Annotated in this window: 15 protein-coding genes and 2 pseudogenes; 9 read left to right on the top strand and 8 right to left on the bottom strand. The window is 72.4% G+C overall.

Annotated features, from left to right (window positions below; all coding sequences use genetic code 11):
- Positions 1-72: 72 nt before the first annotated feature.
- Positions 73-525: pseudogene (locus QQM72_RS03905) on the bottom strand (MarR family winged helix-turn-helix transcriptional regulator); the annotation flags it as partial.
- A 93-nt stretch (positions 526-618) separates the two neighbouring features.
- On the opposite strand from QQM72_RS03905, the gene QQM72_RS03900 reads away from it, so the two are divergent.
- Complete coding sequence (locus tag QQM72_RS03900) at positions 619-2421, top strand: ABC transporter ATP-binding protein (RefSeq protein WP_314219350.1); 1803 nt, start codon at positions 619-621, stop codon at positions 2419-2421.
- Between the two features lie 53 nt (positions 2422-2474).
- Positions 2475-3365 (top strand): endolytic transglycosylase MltG, encoded by an 891-nt coding sequence (mltG, locus tag QQM72_RS03895; RefSeq protein ID WP_314219349.1) that lies wholly within the window; start codon positions 2475-2477, stop codon positions 3363-3365.
- A 12-nt stretch (positions 3366-3377) separates the two neighbouring features.
- Here the strand turns inward: mltG and QQM72_RS03890 are convergent, their stop codons facing one another.
- The gene (locus QQM72_RS03890; RefSeq protein ID WP_314219348.1) at positions 3378-4454 is read right to left on the bottom strand and encodes an NAD(P)-binding domain-containing protein; all 1077 of its coding nucleotides are present in this window, start codon (positions 4452-4454) and stop codon (positions 3378-3380) included.
- An 89-nt stretch (positions 4455-4543) separates the two neighbouring features.
- Between QQM72_RS03890 and QQM72_RS03885 the strand changes: the two genes are divergently transcribed.
- From QQM72_RS03885 to QQM72_RS03860, 6 genes are all read left to right on the top strand, one after another.
- Entirely contained in the window at positions 4544-4966 is a 423-nt protein-coding gene (locus tag QQM72_RS03885; protein ID WP_314219347.1) for a secondary thiamine-phosphate synthase enzyme YjbQ, read from the top strand.
- Positions 4967-5189: 223 nt separating this feature from the next.
- The gene (locus QQM72_RS03880; RefSeq protein WP_314219346.1) at positions 5190-6851 is read left to right on the top strand and encodes a serine/threonine-protein kinase; all 1662 of its coding nucleotides are present in this window, start codon (positions 5190-5192) and stop codon (positions 6849-6851) included.
- A gap of 228 nt (positions 6852-7079) precedes the next feature.
- Positions 7080-10046 carry a SpoIIE family protein phosphatase gene (locus tag QQM72_RS03875; protein ID WP_314219345.1) on the top strand — a complete coding sequence of 989 codons (2967 nt, stop codon included), beginning with the start codon at positions 7080-7082 and terminating at the stop codon, positions 10044-10046.
- Positions 10047-10189: 143 nt separating this feature from the next.
- On the top strand, positions 10190-11737 hold the full coding sequence (locus QQM72_RS03870; RefSeq protein ID WP_399075859.1) for an ATP-binding cassette domain-containing protein: 1548 nt from the start codon (positions 10190-10192) through the stop codon (positions 11735-11737).
- The gene (locus tag QQM72_RS03865) at positions 11734-12834 is read left to right on the top strand and encodes an ABC transporter permease (RefSeq protein WP_314219344.1); all 1101 of its coding nucleotides are present in this window, start codon (positions 11734-11736) and stop codon (positions 12832-12834) included. The genes QQM72_RS03870 and QQM72_RS03865 overlap by 4 nt, the downstream gene beginning before the upstream one ends.
- A gap of 69 nt (positions 12835-12903) precedes the next feature.
- Positions 12904-14067: a substrate-binding domain-containing protein gene (locus QQM72_RS03860; RefSeq protein WP_314219343.1), complete on the top strand. Its 1164-nt coding sequence runs from the start codon at positions 12904-12906 to the stop codon at positions 14065-14067.
- 50 nt (positions 14068-14117) lie between these two features.
- Here the strand turns inward: QQM72_RS03860 and QQM72_RS03855 are convergent, their stop codons facing one another.
- The 5 genes and pseudogenes from QQM72_RS03855 to QQM72_RS03835 all read right to left on the bottom strand — a co-directional run bounded on the left by QQM72_RS03855 (position 14118) and on the right by QQM72_RS03835 (position 17396).
- Entirely contained in the window at positions 14118-14534 is a 417-nt protein-coding gene (locus tag QQM72_RS03855) for a universal stress protein (protein WP_314219342.1), read from the bottom strand.
- Position 14535: 1 nt separating this feature from the next.
- A complete protein-coding gene (locus tag QQM72_RS03850; protein WP_314219341.1) occupies positions 14536-16038 on the bottom strand; it encodes an APC family permease in 1503 nt (500 codons plus the stop codon).
- A gap of 200 nt (positions 16039-16238) precedes the next feature.
- Entirely contained in the window at positions 16239-16454 is a 216-nt protein-coding gene (locus QQM72_RS03845; protein WP_054240582.1) for a DUF4177 domain-containing protein, read from the bottom strand.
- 104 nt (positions 16455-16558) lie between these two features.
- Positions 16559-16711 (bottom strand): annotated as a pseudogene (locus QQM72_RS03840) (SAM-dependent methyltransferase); the annotation flags it as partial.
- A gap of 37 nt (positions 16712-16748) precedes the next feature.
- Positions 16749-17396, bottom strand: coding sequence for a helix-turn-helix transcriptional regulator (locus QQM72_RS03835; protein ID WP_314219340.1), 648 nt, complete (start codon positions 17394-17396; stop codon positions 16749-16751).
- 366 nt (positions 17397-17762) lie between these two features.
- Between QQM72_RS03835 and QQM72_RS03830 the strand changes: the two genes are divergently transcribed.
- Positions 17763-18701 carry a hypothetical protein gene (locus QQM72_RS03830; protein WP_314219339.1) on the top strand — a complete coding sequence of 313 codons (939 nt, stop codon included), beginning with the start codon at positions 17763-17765 and terminating at the stop codon, positions 18699-18701.
- A 101-nt stretch (positions 18702-18802) separates the two neighbouring features.
- Here QQM72_RS03830 and QQM72_RS03825 read toward each other — a convergent pair whose 3' ends face one another.
- Positions 18803-21856, bottom strand: coding sequence for a helix-turn-helix transcriptional regulator (locus tag QQM72_RS03825; protein WP_314219338.1), 3054 nt, complete (start codon positions 21854-21856; stop codon positions 18803-18805).
- Positions 21857-21986 lie beyond the last annotated feature (130 nt).

Here is a 21986-nt window from a genome sequence, read left to right as displayed (position 1 = left end):
ATGGTCAGGGGCAGGGGCAGGTCCGTGCCCGTGCCCGTGCCCGTGCCCGTGCCCGTGTCCGTGTCCGTGTTCATGCTTCGGTCCCCGTTCCGGGTTTCCGTCCACCAGTGCGTCCAGCAACCCGCTCAGGACCTGGCGTTCGAGGTCCGTCAGCGGATCGAGGATCTCCTCCGCGGCGGACATCCGTGCCCCCCGCAGTTGCCGCAGGGCCTTGCGGCCGTCCTCCGTGAGCTCGATCCGGATCACCCGCCGGTTGGTGGGGTCCGGTACTCGCCGCACCTTGCCGCTTCCCTCCAGCCCGTCGACCAGGGTCGTGATGGCCCGGGGCACCACCTCGAGCCGCTCGGCGAGGTCGGCCATGCGAGGCGGCGAGTCGCAGTGCGCCAGTGTGCGCAACAGCCGGGCCTGGGCCGGGGTGACGCCGAGCCCGCTCCGCTCCAGATGGTGCTTCTGGATGCGGTGCACCCGGCGTGTGAGCCGCAGCAGTTGCTCCGCGAGCAGGCTGTCGGAATCGGGGGTGGTCATACGGGAACAATATCAGGACGCCGTTCATTGTGAGTATAGGTAACAATGAGCTATGCTCCGTCAGTCCTCATCGTCTCACCCTCCGTAGGAGCCATGCCCCGCGACCACATCGACTGGACCCCCTCGCCCGGCACCTCGGCCGAACAGCCCCGGCAGGTGCGCCGCATCCTCACCCTCTTCAAGCCCTACCGTGCCCGTCTCGCGGTCGTCGGCCTGCTGGTCGCCGCCGCCTCGCTGGTCACCGTGGCGACCCCGTTCCTGCTGAAGGAGACGCTGGACGTCGCCATTCCCGAGGGGCGCACCGGCCTGCTGAGCCTCCTCGCCCTCGGCATGATCCTCAGCGCCGTCCTGGGCGGTGTCTTCGGCGTCCTGCAGACCCTGATCTCCACGACCGTCGGTCAGCGCGTCATGCACGACCTGCGGACGGCCGTCTACGACCGCCTCCAGCGGATGTCCCTCGCCTTCTTCACGCGCACGCGTACCGGTGAGGTCCAGTCCCGCATCGCCAACGACATCGGCGGCATGCAGGCCACCGTCACCTCCACCGCCACCTCCCTGGTCTCCAACTTCACCAGCGTGGTCGCCACCATCATCGCGATGGTCGCGCTCGACTGGCGGCTGACCGTCGTCTCGCTGCTCCTGCTGCCGGTGTTCGTGTGGATCAGCCGTCGCGTCGGCAACGAACGCAAGAAGATCACCACCCAGCGGCAGAAGCAGATGGCCGCGATGGCGGCCACGGTCACCGAGTCGCTGTCGGTCAGTGGCATCCTGCTCGGCCGCACCATGGGCCGCTCCGACTCCCTCACGCGGTCCTTCGCCGACGAGTCCGAGCAACTCGTCGACCTCGAGGTGCGGTCGAACATGGCCGGGCGCTGGCGCATGGCCGTGATCGGGATCGTCATGTCCGCCATGCCCGCGTTCATCTACTGGACCGCGGGCCTGGCCCTCCGGGCCGGCGGCCCCGATGTCTCCCTCGGTACGATCGTCGCCTTCGTCTCGCTCCAGCAGGGCCTGTTCCGCCCGGCCGTCAGCCTCCTGTCGACCGGCGTGCAGATCCAGACCTCGCTCGCGCTCTTCCAGCGCATCTTCGAGTACCTCGACCTGCCCATCGACATCACCGAGCAGGACGATCCGGTCCGTCTCGGCCAGATCAAGGGCGAGGTCCGCTTCGAGGACGTCTCCTTCCGGTACGACGACAAGGGCGGGCCCGTTCTCGACGGCATCGACATCGACGTCCCCGCCGGCGGCAGCCTCGCGGTGGTCGGCCCGACCGGCGCCGGCAAGTCCACGCTGGGCTATCTGGTGCCGCGCCTGTACGACGTGACGGGCGGCCGGGTCACTCTCGACGGCGTCGACGTCCGCGACCTCGACTTCGACACCCTCGCACGCGCGGTCGGCGTCGTCTCGCAGGAGACGTACCTCTTCCACGCCACGGTGGCCGACAACCTTCGCTTCGCCAAGCCGGACGCCACCGACGAGGAACTGCACGCGGCTGCCCGGGCGGCGCAGATCCACGACCACATCGCCGCCCTGCCCGACGGCTACGACACGGTCGTCGGTGAGCGCGGTCACCGGTTCTCCGGTGGCGAGAAGCAACGGCTGGCCATCGCCCGCACCATCCTGCGCGACCCGCCGGTGCTGATCCTCGACGAGGCGACCAGCGCCCTCGACACCCGTACGGAACGGGCCGTCCAGGACGCCATCGACGCGCTCTCGGCCAACCGCACCACGCTCACCATCGCCCATCGGCTGTCCACCATTCGGGGTGCCGACCAGATCGTGGTCCTCGACTCCGGTCAGGTGGCCGAACGGGGCACGCACGAGGAGTTGTTGGAGCGGAACGGGCGGTACGCGGCCCTGGTGCGACGGGACGCCCGTCTGGAGCCGACAAGATGAAAGTATGGCAATTCATGCCGGGTTTGTGACGATATGGGGGTTACCGTGCCCGCATGCAGATGAACACTCCGCCACGGAGCACGATTCGACTGACGCGCCGGGGCCGTCTCGTCCTCATCGCGACCGGAGCCGTCGTGGCCGGCACCGCCGTGGCGGTGCCGCTGCTGAGCCTGGAGAGTCCGAAGGAGAAGCCGAAGCCGAAGCCGGCGACCCTGGTCATCCCGGAGGGCTGGCGCGCGAGCCAGGTCTACGAGGCCGTCGACAAGGCACTCGCCCTGCCGGCCGGCACCACCAGGAACGTGCTGCCGAAGGCCGGGCTGAAGCTGCCGAACGACGCCGAGGGCAACCCGGAGGGCTACCTCTTCCCGGCGACGTATCAGCTGGACAGGAAGGCGACGCCGCAGACGCTGCTCTCCTACATGGTCGACACCGCCAACAAGAAGTTCAACGCGGCGCCGACGGCGGCCGGCGCCCAGCGCAACGCCATGAACGTCTATCAGACGGTCACCATCGCCAGCCTCGTGCAGGCCGAGGCCGCCACCAAGGCGGACATGGGCAAGGTGGCCCGGGTCGTGTTCAACCGGCTGGAGCGCGGGATGCCCCTGCAGATGGACTCCACCATCAACTACGCGCTGAACCGCTTCACGCTGAAGACGACGGAGACCGACACCCGTGTCGAGAGCCCCTACAACTCCTACCAGCGCATGGGCCTGCCGCCGACGCCGATCGACAACCCCGGCGAGGAGGCGATGCGCGCGGTCGTCAGCCCCACCCCGGGCGACTGGCTGTACTTCGTCACGGTCAAGCCGGGCGACACGCGCTTCACTGCGAGCTACGCGGAACACCAGCGCAACGTCGCCGAGTTCAACCGGAACCAGCAGAGCCCGGTCGGCCCGCATCCGCGAGGGCAGAGCCCGAAGAGCCGGTCGGCGGCGGCCGGGTGACCTGGCGGGGTGTCAGACGGCCACCGGGTCCTCCGCGAGCAGCCGCCGGATGTCCCGTACGGCCGCGCGGCCGGCCCGGTTGGCGCCGATGGTGCTGGCCGACGGCCCGTAGCCGACGAGATGGACGCGGGGATCGGCGAGCGCACGCGTGCCCTCGACCCGGATCCCGCCGCCCGGCTCACGCAGCCGCAGCGGCGCGAGATGGTCGATGGCGGCCCGGAAGCCGGTCGCCCACAGGATGACATCGGCGGCGACCCGCCGCCCGTCGTCCCACTCCACGCCGTCCGGAGTGATCCGGTCGAACATGGGCTGCCGGTCCAGCACCCCGTCGGCGAGCCCCTGCCGGATCGCGTCGTTGAGCGGCAGTCCCGTCACGGACACCACGCTCTTCGGCGGCAGCCCCTGCCGCACGCGCTCCTCCACGAGCGCGACGGCGGCGCGCCCCGCGCCCTCGTCGAAGGGCCCCTCGCGAAAGACGGGGGGCCGCCGCGTCACCCACGTGGTCTCCGCCGCGTACGGCGCGATCTCCAGCAGGTGCTGGGTGCCGGACGCGCCACCGCCCACCACGACCACCCGCAGTCCGGCGAACGCCTCGGGCCCCGGATACCGCGCGGTGTGCAACTGTCGGCTGCGGAAGGTCTCCTGGCCGGGGTAGCGCGGCCAGAACGGCCGGTCCCAGGTGCCGGTGGCGTTGATCAGGGCCCGCGTGGACCACGTACCGTCCGAGGTCTCGACGAGCAGCCGCCCGCCGGTGCCCTCACGCACCGCGCGCACGTCGACCGGGCGCCGTACGCGCAGGTCGAAGGCGCGCTCGTAGGCGCCGAAGTATTCGGCGACGACCTCGGACGACGGTCGGGCGGGATCCGCGCCGGTCAGTTCCATGCCGGGCAGCGCGTGCATCCCGTGCACCTTGCCGTACGTCAGCGAGGGCCACCTGAACTGCCAGGCACCGCCGGCGGCGGGGGCGTGGTCGAGCACCACGAAGTCGCGCTCCGGCTCGAAACCGGTGCGCCTCAGGTGGTAGGCGGCGGCCAGACCCGCTTGGCCGGCGCCTACGACGACCACCTCGACGTCACGCAAACTGTTCACGCCTCAACCAACAGAGGGGTCGGCGTGGATCTTCCCGGTTCGGCTGTGAGATCGGACGCGGTACCCGGCGTATGGGTCAGGATGGGGGCATGTCAGATGCGTTCACCACCCGAGTTCTGCACATCTCCTCAGGCTCCCGGGAGAGGGTCGTCGACCTGACCGGGGACTGCGAGGCGTTCCTGCGCGAGGTGGCCGCCGGACGCGGCGGCCTGCTGAACGTCTTCGTCCCGCACGCCACGGCCGGGATCGCGATCATCGAGACGGGCGCCGGAAGCGACGACGACCTCCTGGCCGCGCTGCACACCCTCCTCCCCGCCGACGACCGCTGGCAGCACCGGCACGGCAGCCCCGGCCACGGCCGCGACCACGTCCTCCCGGCCTTCGTCCCGCCCCACGCGACCCTGCCGGTCGTGGACGGACGGCTGGAGCTGGGCACCTGGCAGTCGGTGTGCCTGGTGGACACCAACAAGGACAACCCCGACCGTCAGGTGCGGCTGAGTTTCCTGGGGTGATATGTCCTGGTCCGGAGAGATGCTCTGCCGGAGCGGTCGGTGGCCGAGCCGGTGGCCGCACTCGGGGGTCGGGTTCCGGGCCGGGGGAGTGAAGGACCGTCGTCTCCGTGGGAGGAGTTCGATTCGCACCGGGCATCGAGGGCGGCGGCCTCCGCTGGGCTAGAGTCTCGCCTCATCCTCGGTCGGATGTTCTGCCCGGGACGGTGCGCTGGGGGTACGGCACGTGGGGCTCGAACGAATGGAACTGCCCGGGTACGAGATCCAGGAGGTCCTGGGTCAGGGTGGGTTCGCCACGGTGTACCGGGCCAGGCAGTTGGCCGTGGGCAGGGAGGTCGCACTGAAGGTGGACAGCAGGACGCTGTCCACACCGCGCGACCGTCAGCGTTTCCTGCGCGAGGTCACCGCGGCCGGGCAGCTGTCCGGGCACCCGCATGTGGTGCCGGTGTACGACGCCGGGGTGCTTGCCGACAACCGCCCTTACATGGTCCTGGAGTTGTGCCCCGGTGGCTCGCTCGGCGACCGGCTGCACCGGCAGGGACCCCTGCCGCTCAAGGAGGCGCGCGAGATCGGCGTGGGTCTCGCGGACGCGGTGGCGGCGGCTCACGCGGCCGGGGTGCTGCACCGCGACATCAAGCCCGGCAACGTCATGGTCAACCGGTACGGCGGTGTGGCCCTCACCGACTTCGGGCTGGCCGCCATGCCCCGGCCGGGGCGTGAACTGTCCGTGACGCGGGAGGCGCTGACCCCCGCGTACGCGCCGCCCGAGGCCTTCCACATGGCGGAACCCACCCCGGCCGGTGACGTGTACTCACTGGCCGCCACCGTCTACGCCCTGCTGCGGGGCTGTCCGCCGCACTATCCGGACGACGGGACCCAGCTCAGCCTCGCCGAACTGATCGTGCGGCACACCTGGCCGTACCCCGCCCTGCCCGGGGTGCCCGCGGCCCTCAACTCGGTTCTTCGGCAGGCCGTGGCCTCGGACCCGGCCCGGCGACTGTCCGACGCGGGCGCGTTCCGGGACGCTCTCGCCGCCGTCGATCTCGACGATCCGGACACCGTCGACGCGGGAGGCGCCGGTGGCTTCGGACCGGTACTCGGCACCACCACCACCGCTCCGTCGTACCGGGATGCGTCGCCCTCTTCGTACGCGCAGCCGCGGGACGCGGGTCTTCCGTACGGGGGCGCTCCTCCGCCGCCGTCCGTCCGTGACGCGGGCCGGACGACCGCGGCCGTCGGGCCGGGCGGTGACGGAGGCGGCGACAGCGACGCTGGGCGCAAGGGGTCGCGGCGCCCCCGGCTGATCGCCGTACTGGCCGCGGTGGCCGTCTCGGTGAGCGTGTCGGTCACCGTGGTGACGTATCAGAACGGTCGGCAGGACCGCGGGGGCGAGGGCTCTCCCTCGACGGCCTCCTCCTCCGCTGCCACGGCCGAGGGCAAGGGCGCGTCCGGCTTCGGAGGGGTGGCGACCGCGACGGCGAACTGCCCCGCGACGGGCGTCGACGGCGTGGGCGGCCGATGTGTCGCGACCCCCGAGTGCTGGAGCGGCATCACGGATGTCTCGGGCATCATCACCGTCAGCCGCGCTGACTGCCGGACCAGGCATGTGTGGGAGACCTTCGCCATCGCCCCGCTGCCGGAGGACGGCATGACGAACAACGCGCGGGATCTGATCAGGCATCCCGACGTGAAGGCGCTGTGTTCGCAGCAGGTCATGGCCGAGTCCATGGTCAAGGGGGGCCGCGAGGTCGCGGACGGGTGGAACGTCGACATCCTCCCGCCGACAGCGGCCGAATGGGACAAGGGGCTGCGTGTCTTCCGCTGCGTGGCCGCCGCTGTCACGCAGGACGGTGAGAAGACCGGGAGCCAGTTCGCCGTGCAGGGGTGAGCCGAGGCGCAGGTGCGGCGGATGTGCGGGGGTGCCGCTGGGTCCGGCCGACCGCGGCGCCCGGAACCGCCTGGCCGCGGATCCTGTGCGGGCGGGCCGCGGCCCGCCGGGGCATCACAGCCGTGAGGGACCTCGTGAATCGTGACTAGTGCCCCTGATGCCCGTATCCTCGCCGATATCGGATTGTTTTGTTGAAATGAGACTATTCGGGCGCAGGTGAGGCGAAGCGTGGTTCGGTCCGGCGGGGAACCGAGGTCGGCGGGACGTGCCGCAGACGGCACGGGGCCCGCCCGTTCCCGTGAGCGGTTTCTGCAGGGTGAGCCGGTGGAGCAGGGCGTGCGAACGTCGATCCTGGACTCGTGGCAGCGCTGCCGGACCCTGGGCCTCTCGCCGGACCGGTCCGATCTGCCCTTCCTCGACGATTTCGATCCGGACGGCCGGATCGTCCGAGCCGCCGTGCCGGTGCTCGACCGGCTGCAGGCCAGGTTCTCCGGCAGCGAGATCAACATCTCCGTCGCCGACGCGCACGGGACGGTCCTTCTGCGCCGCTTCGGCGAGGCTTCGCTGGCCAGGAAACTCCCGGCGATCCAGAGAGTTCCGGGCTTCGTGTTCGCCGAGCGGGTAGCCGGTACCAACGGCATCGGTCTCGCCCTGGCCGAGCGGCACCTCATCCGGGTCTATGGGGCCGAGCACTTCGCGGAGCGCTCCCAGGCGAGCGCCTGCGTCGCGCTTCCCGTTCGCGACCCCCTCAGCGGGGGCATCGAGGGGGTCCTGTGCTTCGGCTATCCGCGCGGCGCCGAGAACCCGGCGCTGCGCGCCGTGATACGCAAAGCGGCGCGAGCCATGGAACGGCGGCTGCTGGGGCAGAGTTCCGAGCGTGAGCGCGCTCTGCTGCGGGCGTACCTGACCACCGGAGCCGAAGCCGCCTTCGGCCTCCACCGCGGTATCGCGGTGGACGAGCTGGCCCCCGAGCTGGGTTCCCGTGACCGGGCGGCCCTCATGGAGAAGGCCGCCGAGCTGATCTCCCGCGCGCAGCGGGCCGCCGTCGTCGTGCCTCTGCCCGACGGCCGGCGGATCACGCTCGTGAGCCGGCCCATGACGAGTGCCTCCGGGGTGGAGGGCATCGCGGTCGAGGCCCTCCTCCCGTACTCCTCTCCGCAAGAGCCCCTGGTCATCCCGCGCCAGGTGGACGAGGTGCCGGGTTTCCCCGCCGAGCTCGCCGTCGTCTCCGCCGGTCCACCGGCCGCGCGGCTCTCCGCCGCCCCGCCGTCCGGACATCGTCCCGACGCGGCGCCCGGCAGACTCACCGTGGGTGCCAAGGGTGCCAAGGGTGCCAAGGGTGCCAAGGGTGCCAAGGGTGCCAAGGGTGCCAAGGGCGCCAAGGGCGCCAAGGGCGTCACGGCCGCTGGAGCCGCTGGAGCCGCTGGAGCCGCTGGAGTCGACGGCGCCGACGGTGACACGGGCGATCGCCCCGTACCGTCGTCCTCGGCCAGGCGGCTCGTGCTGGTGGGGGAGCCGTTCGTGGGGGCGTACGCCCTTGCCGCGCGCCGTCGCCTGGAGCTGCTCTCCGAGGCCAGCGGCCGCATAGGAGCGACCCTGGATGTGGGCCGCACCGCCGAGGAACTCGCCGAGACGGCGGTCCCGCGACTGGCCGACTTCGTCACCGTCGACCTGTCCGAGGCCGTACTGCGTGGCGAGGAAGCCACCGACCCCCTCGACGACCTGCGCCGTACGGTGGTCCACGGGATCCGCGACGATCTTCCCTTCACCCCGGTCGGCAAGCGGACGGACTTCGGGCCGGGCACGTCCCAGCGGCGGTGTCTGGCCGGCGGACAGGCAGTGCTGGAACCGGACCTGAAGGCCGCGGCGGGCTGGCTCGCCCAGGACCCCGAGCACGCCGAACGGCTGCCGGCGGACGTGCACTCCCTCATCGTCGTGCCTCTCGTCGCCCGCGGTGTCGTCCTGGGCATCGCCGGCTTCTACCGCGCGCAGGATCCCGCCCCCTTCGGGGACGACGACCGCTCGCTGGCCCAGGAACTCGCCACCCGCGCCGCCCTGTCCATCGACAACGCGCGGCGCTACACCCACGAACGCGCCATGGTCCTGGCCCTGCAGCGCAGGCTGCTCCCGCACGGTCTGCCCGATCAGGACGCCGTCGAGGTCGCCCATCGCTACCTGCCCGCCGAATCCGACGTGAGCGGGGACTGGTACGACGTCATCCCTCTCTCCGGCACCCGGGTCGGCCTCATCGTCGGCGACGTCGTCGGCCACGGCATGCTGTCCGCCGCCACGATGGGCCGGCTGCGCACCGCCGCACGCAGTTTCGCCGAACTCGACCTCCCCCCGGACGAGGTCCTCACCCACCTCGACAACCTCGTGGGACGCCTGGACCGGGAGGACCCGGACGGCGAGGGGGTCGGCATCATCGGCGCGACCTGTCTGTACGCCATCTACGACCCGACCTCGCAGCAGTGCGTGCTGGCGCGGGCCGGTCACCCGCCGCCCGCGCTGGTCCGCCCCGACGGTGAGGTGTCGTACCCCGACCTGCCGGCCGGGCCCCCGCTCGGCCTCGGGGGGCTGCCCTTCGACGCGGTCGAGATCGACCTGCCCGAGGGCAGTCAGCTGGTCCTCTACACCGACGGGCTCATCGAGGACCGGCACCGCGACGTCGACGTCGTCCTCGACGAGCTGCGCGGGACCCTCGCCCACGCGGAGCGCACCCCCGAGGAGACCTGCCAGGCGATCCTGGACACCGTGGCGCCCGCCCACCCGTGCGACGACATCGCCCTGCTCGTCGCACGCACCCACGCCCTGGACCCTGGTCGGATCGCCACCTGGGAGCTGCCCGCCGACCCGGCCTTCGTCGGTGAGGTGCGTGCGTCCGCCCTCGGGCGACTGGCCGACTGGGGGCTCGACGAGGCGGCGTTCGCCGCGGAACTGATACTGAGCGAGCTGGTCACCAACGCCATCCGCCACGGTTGCGGGCCCATCAGGGTGCGGCTGCTGCACGACCGCACCCTGATCTGTGAGGTCTCCGACGCCAGCAACACCGCCCCGCACCTGCGTCGGGCGGCCAGCACCGACGAGGGCGGGCGTGGCCTGTTCCTCGTCGCACAGCTGTCACGGGCCTGGGGTACGCGCTACCTCCCTGAGGGCAAGGTCATCTGGGCCGAATGCGGGCTCGACGCGGCGTGAGCACGAAGCCCGGCGCTCCGGCAGCGGCTCGCTGATCCGTTGGGGTCACGGCGAGCCGAATTGTCTGAAATGATCCTATTTCCTTGGATAGTATGCCGATGAACGTCGGGAAGAAATCGCCAGGCCGACCCCCGGAGATGTCCGTGCACGACGCTCCCGACACGTCCGCCGAGGCGGCTGCGCCCTCCGACGCGGACCCCCTGGTCCGGATCCGCGGGCTCCGCAAGCGGTTCGGCGGGACCCTCGCGCTGGCCGGGGTCGACCTCGACGTCCACGCCGGCAGCGTCCTTGCCCTCCTCGGGCCCAACGGTGCCGGAAAGTCCACGCTCATCAAGGTGCTCGCCGGCGTCCACCACGCCGACGCGGGGCAGATCACGGTGGACGGCCACCCGCTCGGGAGCCGGGCCGCCTCCCGCGGCATGTCGTTCATCCACCAGGACCTGGGTCTCGTGGAGTGGATGACGGTCGCCGAGAACATCGCCCTGAGCACCGGGTATCCGCGCCGTGCCGGACTGATCTCCTGGCGGCGGACCCGCGAGCGCTGCGTGGACGCCCTGCGTCTCGTCGCCGGACATCTCGACCCCGACGCACCGGCCGCCCGGCTCTCCCCGGCCGAGCGTTCGCTGGTCGCGATCGCCAGGGCCCTGGCGGCACGCGCGAAGCTCATCGTCCTCGACGAGCCGACCGCCCGCCTCCCCGCCGCGGACTGTGCCCGGCTGTTCCGCGTCCTGCACACCCTGCGCGACCGCGGGCACGCCATCCTCTACGTCAGCCACCGCCTGGACGAGGTGTACGAAGTCGCCGACACCTTCGCCGTACTGCGTGACGGCCGCCTCGTCAGCCACGGCTCGCTGGCGGGCCACAGCCCCGCCCGTCTGGTGCACGACATCGTCGGCGAGGAGCTGACGGACCACCACCCCTCCAAGGCGCCGGCCGACGGGGCGGCCGTCCTGACCCTCGACGGCGTGAGGACCGCCGGCACCGGAGCGGTCAGCCTGGAACTGAGGGCCGGGGAAGCCCTGGGCCTGGTCGGCCTCTCGGGCGCCGGTCACCTGGACCTCGGCCGGGCCCTCGCGGGCTCCCGGCCCCTGCTCGGCGGGCGGGCCCGTCTCGACGGTCGCACGTACCGACCCCGCACGGTGGCCGACGCCGTCGGAAAGGGGGTCGGCTTCGTGCCCGGCGACAGACTGCGGGAGAGCTGCCTCGCCGAGCTGACCGTACGGGAGAACCTCCTGGCCAATCCCCGCGCGGGAGGCCTGTCGGCGCCGCGCTGGATCAACCCCCGGCGCGAACGCGCCGAGGCCGTGACCCTGATCGAACGGTTCTCGGTACGCCCCCGCGACAGCGAGGCCCCCATCGCCACCCTGTCCGGCGGAAACCAGCAGAAAGTCATGATCGGCCGGTGGCTGCGGGTGGGCCTGCGCCTGCTGATCCTCGAGGAGCCGACCGCGAGCGTGGACGTCGGCGCCAAGGCCGCGCTCCACCACCTGCTCGACGAAGCGCTGGCCGACGGCCTCGCGGTCCTGCTCATCTCCACCGACTTCGAGGAGGTGGCGGGCGTGTGCCGGCGCACCCTGGTCTTCGTCCGCGGGGCCGTGACGGCCGAGCTGAGCGGTGCGGCCCTCACCGTCGCCGGGCTCACCCGGGCGGCCTCGGCCGTGCCCTCCCCAGGAGCCGGGACGAACCCGTGAGCGCCCCGCCCTCCCCCTCCTCGCCCCGGCCCCGACCGCGCCGACTGCACGGCCCCGGGCACCTCATCGGCGCGTACGGCCTCCTGGCCCTCACCGCCCTGCTCGTCCTGATCTTCTCCCTCGCCCTGCCGCGCACCTTCCCCACGCTGGACACCGTCGACTCGATCCTGTCCAACCAGTCGATCCCCGCCCTCCTCGCGCTCGCGGCCATGGTCCCCATCGTGACCGGCGCGTTCGACCTCTCCCTCGGCTACGGCCTCGGCCTGGCGCACGTCACCGTGCTGCAACTCGTCGTCCACGAGCGGTGGCCCTGGCCGCTCGCCTGCCTCGCGGTGATCGTCGCGGGGGCGGTCGTGGGCGTCCTCAACGGGGTCATCGTCGTGTTCGGCCGGATCGACTCCTTCATCGCCACCCTCGGGACCGGCAGCATGATGTACGCCGTGACCGGCTGGATCACCGACGGCGGCCGGATCGTCCCCGGGCCACAAGGCCTCCCGGCCGCCTTCACGGACCTCTACGACTCCACGTTCCTCGGCCTTCCCGTCCCCGCCTTCTACGTACTCGCCCTCACGGTCGTCCTGTGGACGGTGCTGGAGCGACTGCCGCTCGGCCGCTACCTGTACGTCGTCGGCTCGAACCCGCGCGCGGCCGACCTCGTCGGCATCCCGACCCGCAGGTACACCGTCTACGCGTTCACCGCGTCGGGGCTGATCGTCGGTTTCGCCGGTGTGCTGCTCGCGGCCCAGCAGCAGATCGGCAATCCGAGCGTCGGCCTCGACTACCTGCTGCCCGCCTTCGTCGGCGCCCTCCTCGGCTCCACCGCGATCAGACCCGGCCGACCCAACGCCATCGGCACCGTGGTCGCCGTCGCCGTCCTCGCCGTCGGCCTCACCGGCATCGGCCAGCTGGGCGCCGACTTCTGGACGGTCCCGCTGTTCTACGGCGGCACCCTGCTCCTCGCCGTCGGCCTGGCCGGCTACGCGGCCCGCCGCCGCATGCGCACCGGCGCCTTCGCGGGCCGCGATTCGCCCGCCCTGCCGCCTCGGCCGCCGCCGGCTTCGACGTCCGACGACGGCACGGCGGGCACCGCTTCCTGACCACGCCGCGGGCACCACCTCCGTGCCCCCAGCCGCATCCTCCCGCTCGTTCCCACGTGAGGAGCTCCCGTGTACGGCAGCCGCGAAGCGATCCCTGGCGCCTTCGAGGCCCGGCTCGCCGCCTGCGCCCTGCTGGTGACGGCGACCCTGCTGACCGGCTGCGAACGCGGCTCGTCGGGCGGCCCGCAGCAGTCCACCGACGGCCCGAGCGGCTGCCCTGCTGTCCAGGCCAGGGCCCAGGCGGCCGTGGCGCGGGCGGAGAAAACCCACATCGCCTGGAACGGGCCGACCAGCGGCCCCGCGGCCGTGGCCGGCAAGACCCTCGTCTACGTCGCCCAGACCATGACCAATCCCGGAGTCGCCGGCGCCGCGAACGGGGTGAGGCAGGCCGCGCAGGTCATCGGGTGGGAGGTCCGGGTGATCGACGGCGGAGGCACCCCGACCGGTATCCAGGCGGCCATGAGCGAGGCCGTTGCCCTCAAACCCTCGGGCATCGTCATCGGCGGGTTCGACCCCGAATCGACGTCGCGACAGGCCGCGCGGGCCGACGCGGCGGGCATCCCGCTCGTCGGCTGGCACGCGGTCGCCGCTCCCGGCCCCAGTCGGCGGCCCGAGCTCTTCACCAACGTCACCACCGACGTCGAGGAGGTGGCGGGAATCAGCGCACGGTGGATCATCTCGACCTCCAACGGCCGCGCGGGGGTCGTGCTCATCACCGATGCCTCGATCCCCTTCGCCAGGAACAAGTCCGACCTGATCAGGAAGGAGCTCGCCACCTGCCCGGGGGTGCGGCTGCTCGCGTCCGAGAACATCCCGATCCCGGACGCGAGCAGTCGCACCCCGCGCGAGATCGCCTCTCTCCTCTCCCGCTTCCGGAGCAGGTGGACCCACTCCGTCGCTATCAACGACCTGTACTTCGCCGACGCCGCCCCCGCCTTCCGGGCGGCCGGGGAACAAGGCTCCGGCCCGCCCTTCAACATCGGCGCCGGCGACGGCGACCCCTCCGCCTTCCAGCGCATCAACAGCGGGCAGTACCAGGCCGCCACCGTGCCCGAGCCGCTGTCCCTGCAGGGCTGGCAGATCGTCGACGAGTTCAACCGCGCCTTCTCCGGCCGTCCGGCCAGCGGGTACACGGCCCCCGTGCACATCGCCACGGCCGACAACAGCGCCGGTGACACGACCTGGGACCCGTCGGGGTACCGGGAGGCGTACCGGAGGATCTGGGGCAGGTGACACCCGGCTCCGGAACTCGGCCGGCCCGGGGTGACGGTGGGCGCGGCGGCCTATTGCTCGGTAGGGACGCAGAGCACCGGGATGCTCGACAGGTGCAGGAGTTTGTGCGGGGTCGAGCCCAACAGGGCCCCGCGCATCGGACTCTCGCCCCAGCTGCCCACCACGATGAACCTCGCCCCATGGCGTGACGCGGCGTCGAGCAACGCCTGCGCCGGTTTCTGGTCGATGATCTCGACCGTCGCGGGTACGCCCGCCGCCTCGGCCGCCGCGACGGCGTGCTCGAGGGCGATGCGTCCGGCCTCGCGCACGGCCTCGTGGTGGGCCCGGTACTCCTCGCCCCTCGCCCCCGGGGCCGCGGCGCCGTAGACCAGCACGAGGGGCTCACGGAAGGCGGCCGCCGTCTGGATCGCGATGCTCAGGGCACGAACCGCGCCGGGAGAGTCGTCGTATCCGAGGACGATCGTCATCTCAGGACTCCTTGCCGGGGACGCCGTGGACAAGATCGGGGTCGGCCACGCCCGCGCGTTCCGACCAGAAGGCGGGTGACTTGAGCCGCCACAGCACCATGAGCACCACGCCCGCGACGGCGATGCCGACGCCGATGACGAGCGGCGGGCCGACCCCGAGCCACGAGGCGCCTGTATAGGAGTTCGCGGGGTCGGACATGTCGGAGACCGATTCCACGAGGAGCCAGGTCAGCAGTCCGGCGCCGACGAGCGGGCCGAGACCGATGAGCACGAAGTAGCGGACGCTCTCGGTCAGATGGCGGCGATAGTAGACGGCGCAGGCCACACCGGTGAGGGCGTAGTAGAACGCGATCAGCAACGACAGCGCGGTGAGCGAGTCGAAGAGCGCGTTGGTGCTGATCTGGTTGAGGACGAGGTACCAGGCGATGGCGATGCCGGCGACCCACCAGGTGCTCACGTCGGGCGTGCGGAACCGCGGGTGGATGCGGGCGAAGTGCGCGGGCAGCGCCTGACGGCGTGCCATGGACAGCGCCGTACGGGACGCCGGGATGATCGTCGTCTGCGTCGACGCCAGCGCGGAGGTGGAGACCGCCAGCAGCACGACCCAGTCCCAGCCGCCCATCACCTGGCCGGCCAGCAGGGCGAAGATGAACTCCTCCTCGTCGGCGTTCTCGGCCAGGAAGGCCGGTCCGGCGTAGGCCACGACGGCGAAACCGACCGAGACGTAGGTCACCAGAAGGATGACCGTCGACCAGACGCCCGCCTTGCCGGGCGCGGTGGCGGAGTCCTCCACCTCCTCGGTGAGATTGACCGCGGACTCCCAGCCCCAGTAGATGAACACGCCCAGCAGCAGGGCCCCGGTCAGTGTCGAGCCGCCGGCGCCGAAGGGGTTGAGCCAGTCGATCGACGGTTCGACGGAATCGAAGGTGCTGGTGCGCGCGTAGACGCGGTAGAGCGCGACGACGACGAAGGCGAGCAGACAGACGACCTGGGCGAGGATGAGGACGTTCTGCACCTTGGCGGACACCTCGGTGCCGATGACGCACACGGCGGTCATCACCAGGATCAGCAGCACCGCGAGCAGTTGGCGCACGAAGTCGTTGTCGACCCAGCTGTCGAGGCCGAAGGCGAGCAGCGCGAAGCTCACGGCGACGTCCGCCAGTGACCCGACGACCAGCACCCCGGTCATGGTGATGGCCCAACCGCCCAGCCAGCCGGCCCACGGCCCCATGGCCCGGGTGACCCACGAGAAGGTGGTGCCGCAGTCCTGGTCGACCTTGTTGAGGTAGTAGAACGCCGACGCGATCAGAAGCATCGGCACGAACGAGGCGACCAGCACGCCGGGGGCGTAGATGCCCACCAGCGCCACGATCGGACCGATGACCGCCGCCAGTGAATACGCCGGTGAGGTGGCGTTGAGCCCGATGACGAGCGCGTCGACGAACCCGATCGCATTGGCCTTCAACCCGTCGGGTGGACGTGCGTCGGTGGTGTCGTTGGCCATGTTCCCTCGCTCCGGTCGTACGTGAAGCCATACGGCAGCCATACAACAGGGAGCTTTGCGACTTCAGGTGCCATTGAGGGCTTTTCGGCCGCGGGTGTCACCGGCGGAACACCGGCGGAACACCGGAGGCATCCGAAGGCGCGGCCGGTGCCGCTCCACGGCCTTTTGCGGAGCGGCACCCGCAGGCAGGACCGCGGGGGTCAGCGGCGCGGACGTTCCAGCGTGAGGAGCAGGCCCTCGACCGCACCGGGCCCGATCCGGCCCTTGACGTCGGCGGACGTGATCGCCTTGAGGGCCCAGCCGTCCTCGGCGTGCTTGTTGAGGACCTTCTCCAGCTTGTCGCTGTCCAGCGCGTCGCCGATCAGTGACTCGCGGAAGGTGACGACCTTGTACTCGAGTGCGTAGGAACTGCTCATGACGGGGCCTCCTGGGGATGGACTGGCTGCCGGAAACGGGGACAGCCAATCACCGATCCACGTCGCCGTACGCGTCGGGGGAGTTCGTCCTGGAAGATGGCGTGTCAGGTCGGCTTGCGCCACACGGAGACGTGCTTCGTGGAGTCCTGGGTGAACGGTGCGCCGTCCCGGTCCGCGACGCGCCGCTCCAGTCCGAGTCCCGCGATCCGTGCCATCGGGTCGAGCTCCGCGGGCCACGCGTACCGGTGCCGGGAGTGCGACGCGCCGTCGAGGAGACTTCCCGCCGTCGGCGGCTCAGATCAGCCCGGCCCGGATGGCGTGGGAGACGGCGTGGGCGCGGTTGCGCGTCCGCAGCCGCTTCATCGCGCCGTAGAGGATGTATCGCACCGTGCGTTCGGAGTAGGAGAGTTCGATCGCGATCTCGTCGCACTGCTTTCCCTCGGCGATGAGGCGCAGCACGTCCACCTCGCGCGCGTTCAGTCGGGGCTCGGCCCGGCTGCGGGAGGCGACGACGTGGTGCTCCGCCCGCTCGGGTTCGCGTGCCGGACGCCCGGGAGCGAGTCGGGAAGGGATCGCGCTCTCCTCGCCGCCGGCCACCGCGCGCACCGATCGGGCGAAGACGTCCGGGCTGCAGAAGTCCCACCACACCACGGCGCGGACGCCCCGCCTCTGCGCAGCCGACAGGTCGGCCCGCCACCTCTTGCCCACCACCACGAGGAAACGTGCGCCGGGCTTGTCGCACAGCCGGTGGAGCAGGTCCAGGGCGGAGGCGTCCGCCACGTCCACGGCGACCACGATGGCGTCGGCCTCCCCGATCCTGTCCCGCGGCAGTTCGTGCAGACGCGGGTCCAGTGCGACGAAGCCGGCCAGTCCGGCACGGACCAGGGGAGCGGGCGCGTGGATCGCCACGCGCACGGTCTCGCCGACTGCTTGCCGAGGCATGCGCCCCCCAAATCACACAGGTTTTCCACGAGTTCAGGAGGGCGATGCTGCCACCCGGGAAGACCGGACCTCCCTGCCAGGAGCCCCACGCCCGTCGACCGAGGGAAACCTGGCGCGAGCGGCCGGGCCGTTCTCCCTGTACGGACCGGCAAGGTTCGCGGTCGCGCCTTCCACCGGAAGGGGAGAAAGCACCACGATGGCGGGGGAAACGCGTTTCGACGTCTCCCACGGCTGCCGGTCGATCGGCGGCGGCATTTCCCCCGGGTGCCACCGGGCCCCTGGCGACGCGCCCGCGGAGTACCGCGGACGGCGTCGCCGCAGAGCCGGTGACCAGTTCTGGCAACTTCTAGTAACAAAGGTGGCCGCATGATCGCGTCCATTGTCCCGTCCGTGGTGCTCGTCCTGGTGTTGCTCGGGGCCGCCGCATGGATCCTGCGCAGACGCGACTCCTTGCCCGGACAGGTCCGTACCGCGAGACCGGGCGTCCACCGCAAGGAACTCGAGACGGTCGCCCTGGGGCTGAGGGCCGTGGCCGAGGGGCGGGCGCACAGCGCACGCGCGCTGCCCGAGGTGCATGCGGTGATCCACTCGGGTCAGCGGCTGACGTTGCTGCTCGCCGGTGCCGACACACCCGCGCCCGCGCCATGGACCGCCGACCTCTCGGGCAAGGAGTGGTGGGTGGAGCCCAAGGACCTGACGAGTCCGGCGAACGGGGGCGCCGAGCCGGCGCATCCCTACTCCCTGACCGTCACCCTCGGCCGTCATCGAGGCGACAGGGTGCTGGTCGACCTCTCGCTGCTGTCGGGGGCGATAGCCCTGACAGGTGAGGACAACGATGTCCTGTCCCTGGCGCAGGCCCTCATCACCGAACTGATCGCGGGACCGGTCGGGTCGCTCGCCACGGTCGTCCTGGTGGGCTCGGCGGCCACCGCGTCGGTCACCGACGGGCTGGGCGCGAGGTCGCCCCGGCTGCGCACCGCGGCCACCCGGGACGAGGCCCTGGCCTTCCGGGACAGCGTGCCGACGGGTTCCGACCGACGACCGTCGGCCCTTCAGACCTCGCAGCCGGACAGCACCGCCCTGGTGACCGCCCGGGCACACGCCCGCCGCCTCTTCGTGGTGACCGCCGCCCAGTTCCGCGACGAGAACTGGCGGGACGCCGCGCTGCGCGGCACCGACGCGCTCCTGGTGCTCGGCTATATCGGCGACGACGCCGACTGGAACTTCCAGGTGAACGCCGACGGCTCCCTGGACACCGGGCGACTCGGCTTGCCCATCGACACCCACGCCGTCCGCCTCGTCTGACCCGCCGGCCGAGGAGCGGCCGTGCCCGGCGCGCGGTGTCCGCGACGTCGGGCGTCCGGCCGCAGACACCGGCCGGTGTGCCGCGGCCTGCGCACCGCACGTCAGCGCCGGCTCGACGGCGTCCCGGGGCCGGGCGCGGGGAACGAACCTCCGGCCGCGCCGCGCGTGCCGTCCGGTACCAGGTCACGGCGGGCGAGGCTGCCGTCCAGCCAGGCCGCCGCCAGCTCCACCCGGGAGCGGCAGCCGGTGCGCTGGAACAGCCGCGTCAGCCGCCGCTCCACGGTCTTCTCGCTCCACACGAGCCGCGCCGCGATCTGCCGGTTGGTCGCCCCCCGGCTGACCATCGTGGTCAGCTCGACGTCCTGCTCGCTCAACTCGTCCCTGGCCGGACGCACCCGCGGCAGGACGAGGGTCCGGCGCCGCGTCATATGACCGAGCGAGGTACGGGTGGCGCGCCCGATGCCCAGCGCCTGCGCTCCGCGGGTGGCCTCGGCCAGCCATCGTTCGCAGTCGTCGCCGATCTCCACCAGGCCCAGGTGGCAGAGCAGTTCCAGGTACGCGTCGCCCCGTCGGCGCACCGCCCGCAGAGCGGCCAGCGCGCTGTCCACGTCGCGGCGCACCACGCCTCGGCCCAGGAGCACCGCCTCGCGCGTCATGGAGGAGCCCACCTCCTCGTCCAGCGCCTCCAGTTCGTCCAGCGCCCGCTGCATGGCCTGCGGCACGCCCTCCAGCAGAGCGAACGACAGATACCGCACCAGCACCTTCTCGATGCCCGAGAGCAGACCACTTTGCCGAGCCCGTCGCACCTCGCCGAGCGCCCCCTCCATCGCCTCCTCCACCTGGCCCGACCAGTACCGCACCCCCAGCCTCGCCCAGGCGACGAGCGGGTGGGTCACGGTGCCCGGGACCAGCTCCAGCCACGCCCGTGCGTACCCCAACTCCCCGCGCGCGCAGTGGATGTCGGCCGCGAGCGCCCGGGCGGCCTGCGCGGGGCCGGCCGCGATGCCACGGGTCCGGCTGCGCGCCTCGATCCGGCGGGCGGACGCCAGCGCCCGGTCCCAGTCGCCTCGCAGATACGCGCGCACCATGGCGTGGTACAGCGCGGCGGTGCTGTTCCCCGCCCCCGGGTAGCGGTCCCCGAGCACGGCGGCCAGGGCGCCGGCCAGGTCCGCGTGTGCGGTCGCGGTCCGAAGCCGGTCCAGGGTCCGGACGCCGTCCGCGCCGGGCGGCAGGACGTCCGGCAGCCCGGCGCGGCTGCCCGCGGCCCCGGCCAGCAGCCGGAGTTCCGCCGCCGAGGGCAGGGGCCCGGAACCGGGCCGGGGGTCGGCGGCGGCAGGCCCGCGGGGGGCCTGCGCACCCGGACGGGGCGTCACCGGACCGAGCCCGTAAGGACCGACGAGCGCCGCGAAGCCGGCCACGGCGGGCGCGTGCTCCACCGCGGCACAGCCGCGGGGACCCGCGTCGGCGTCGGCGTCGGCGTCGACGCCGCACGGCGGTAACCGGTGCTCGTGCAACGCCGCCAGCGCCCACACTCCGGCGACGAGCTCCAGCCCTTCCCGGTCCGGCGCCTCGGCGATGTGCTCCGGCTTTTCCCGGTCCTGTTCGGCGCAGGGCGCGGCCAGGCAGGCGGACAGCGGTTCGCCCAGGGCCAGCGCGCCGGGGTGATCGGCGTGGCGCAGGCTCAGCTCGGCGGACTCGCGCAGCACGCCGGGGGTGCGGCGGTCGTGCGGCGGCAGGCGGCGGAGCGCCGAGGAGTAGGCGCGGACCGATCGCGACCAGTCGGACCTGGCGTCCGCACGGGCCGCCGCCAGCAGTACGTCCACCGCGAGGGCGTCGTCCAGCTCGGCCCCGGCGGCGGCCACGTGGTCGGCCAGCCGGGGACAGCCGCCCCCCGCCGTCTTTGCGCCCAGCCGGTCGGTCAGTGACCGGGTGATCAGGGCGTGCAGCGAGGACACGGCATGACGCGTGGGCAGCGCGCGCAGCGCCGCCGCGAGGGCCGGAACGGCGAACGCGATGCGGCGGTCCTCGTCCACGGTGAGAATCCCGTCCGCGACCAGTGGCGTCAGCGTGCGGTCGACGAGACCGGCCCGGCGTGGCCCGCCCGGCTTCAGCCGGAGCAGATCGTCGAGCCGTATCTCGGCGTGCTCGAGGTTGCGGGCCACCGCTGCCGCCGCGTCCAGGGCCCCCGCGTCCAGGGCCGCGGCGTCCGGGGCCCCCGCGTCCAGGGCCGCGGCGTCCGGGGCCCCCGCGTCCAGGGCCGCGGCGTCCGGGGCCCCCGCGTCCAGGGCCGCGGCGTCCGGGGCCGCGGCGTCCGGGGGACCGGTCGGCCGGCAGAGCCGGCTCAGTCGCGCCACATCCGTGGTGAGTCGCAGCTCCTCTTCCGGCTCGGTCAGGCACACATGACCGTCGAGCTCCAGGAAGTCGCCGCGCTCCGCCATCGAGTCGAGCACCGACAGCACGGCCTCGGGGGTGCCCGCCATCGGACCCAACGCCCGCGCCACCGCCGTCACCAGGGCCGGTTCGACCGGGCGGCCGAGGTGCCGCACCACGAGGGCCTCCACGTCGGCGGGGCGCAGCGGCGGCAGTTCGAGGAGCCGGTCGGCCGCCGCGGTGAGCTGCCGGACACCGTCGTCCCCCGGGTGTGCGGGCCGGCCGGCCAGCACCATCGGCACGCCGGCCGGGCGGAAGACGCGCAGCAGCAGGGCGAGGGCGGACGCGGTCGGCGACGGCATCCGCTCGACGTCGTCGATCACCAGCGCGAACGGGAGGTGACCGGCCGCGTCCGCGATCACCTCGCCGAGCGTGGACAGCAGGGCCAACTCGCCGCCGCGGCCGCTGTTGCGCAGCCGGGTCCGGCGGACGGCACCGGTGCGGGCCGGGCTCCAGCGGTCGTGGACCTTGGTCAGCACCTGGTGGACGCCGTCGGCGAGGGCGGCTGCGCCGGTCGCGTTCGCACCGTCGTGACAGCGCAGGCGCAGGACCCTGGCGCCTTGCCCGACCACCGTTCGGCGGGCCTGTTCCAGCACGGCGGTCTTGCCCGTGCCGGCTCCGCCGACGAGCAGCAGGGTGCGCGCCGAGGCACCGGTGGCCAGCAGGGTGTCGGTGACTTCCCGGAGCTCGTTGTCCCTGCCGACGACAGGCCCGCACTTCGGCACGCCCACTCCTCCTGGTCCGGTACTGCGCGTGTGAACGGCCGACCGGAGCAGGAACGTTCGCGGCGCGGTGCTTTCGGAGCCCGCTGCCCGAGAGGAAATGATCATACGGAAATGGCCATAATGGTGCGCA

Source organism: Streptomyces zaehneri (assembly GCF_032248645.1).
GTDB lineage: Bacteria > Actinomycetota > Actinomycetes > Streptomycetales > Streptomycetaceae > Streptomyces > Streptomyces coriariae.
This window is presented reverse-complemented; position numbering and strand designations above follow the sequence as displayed.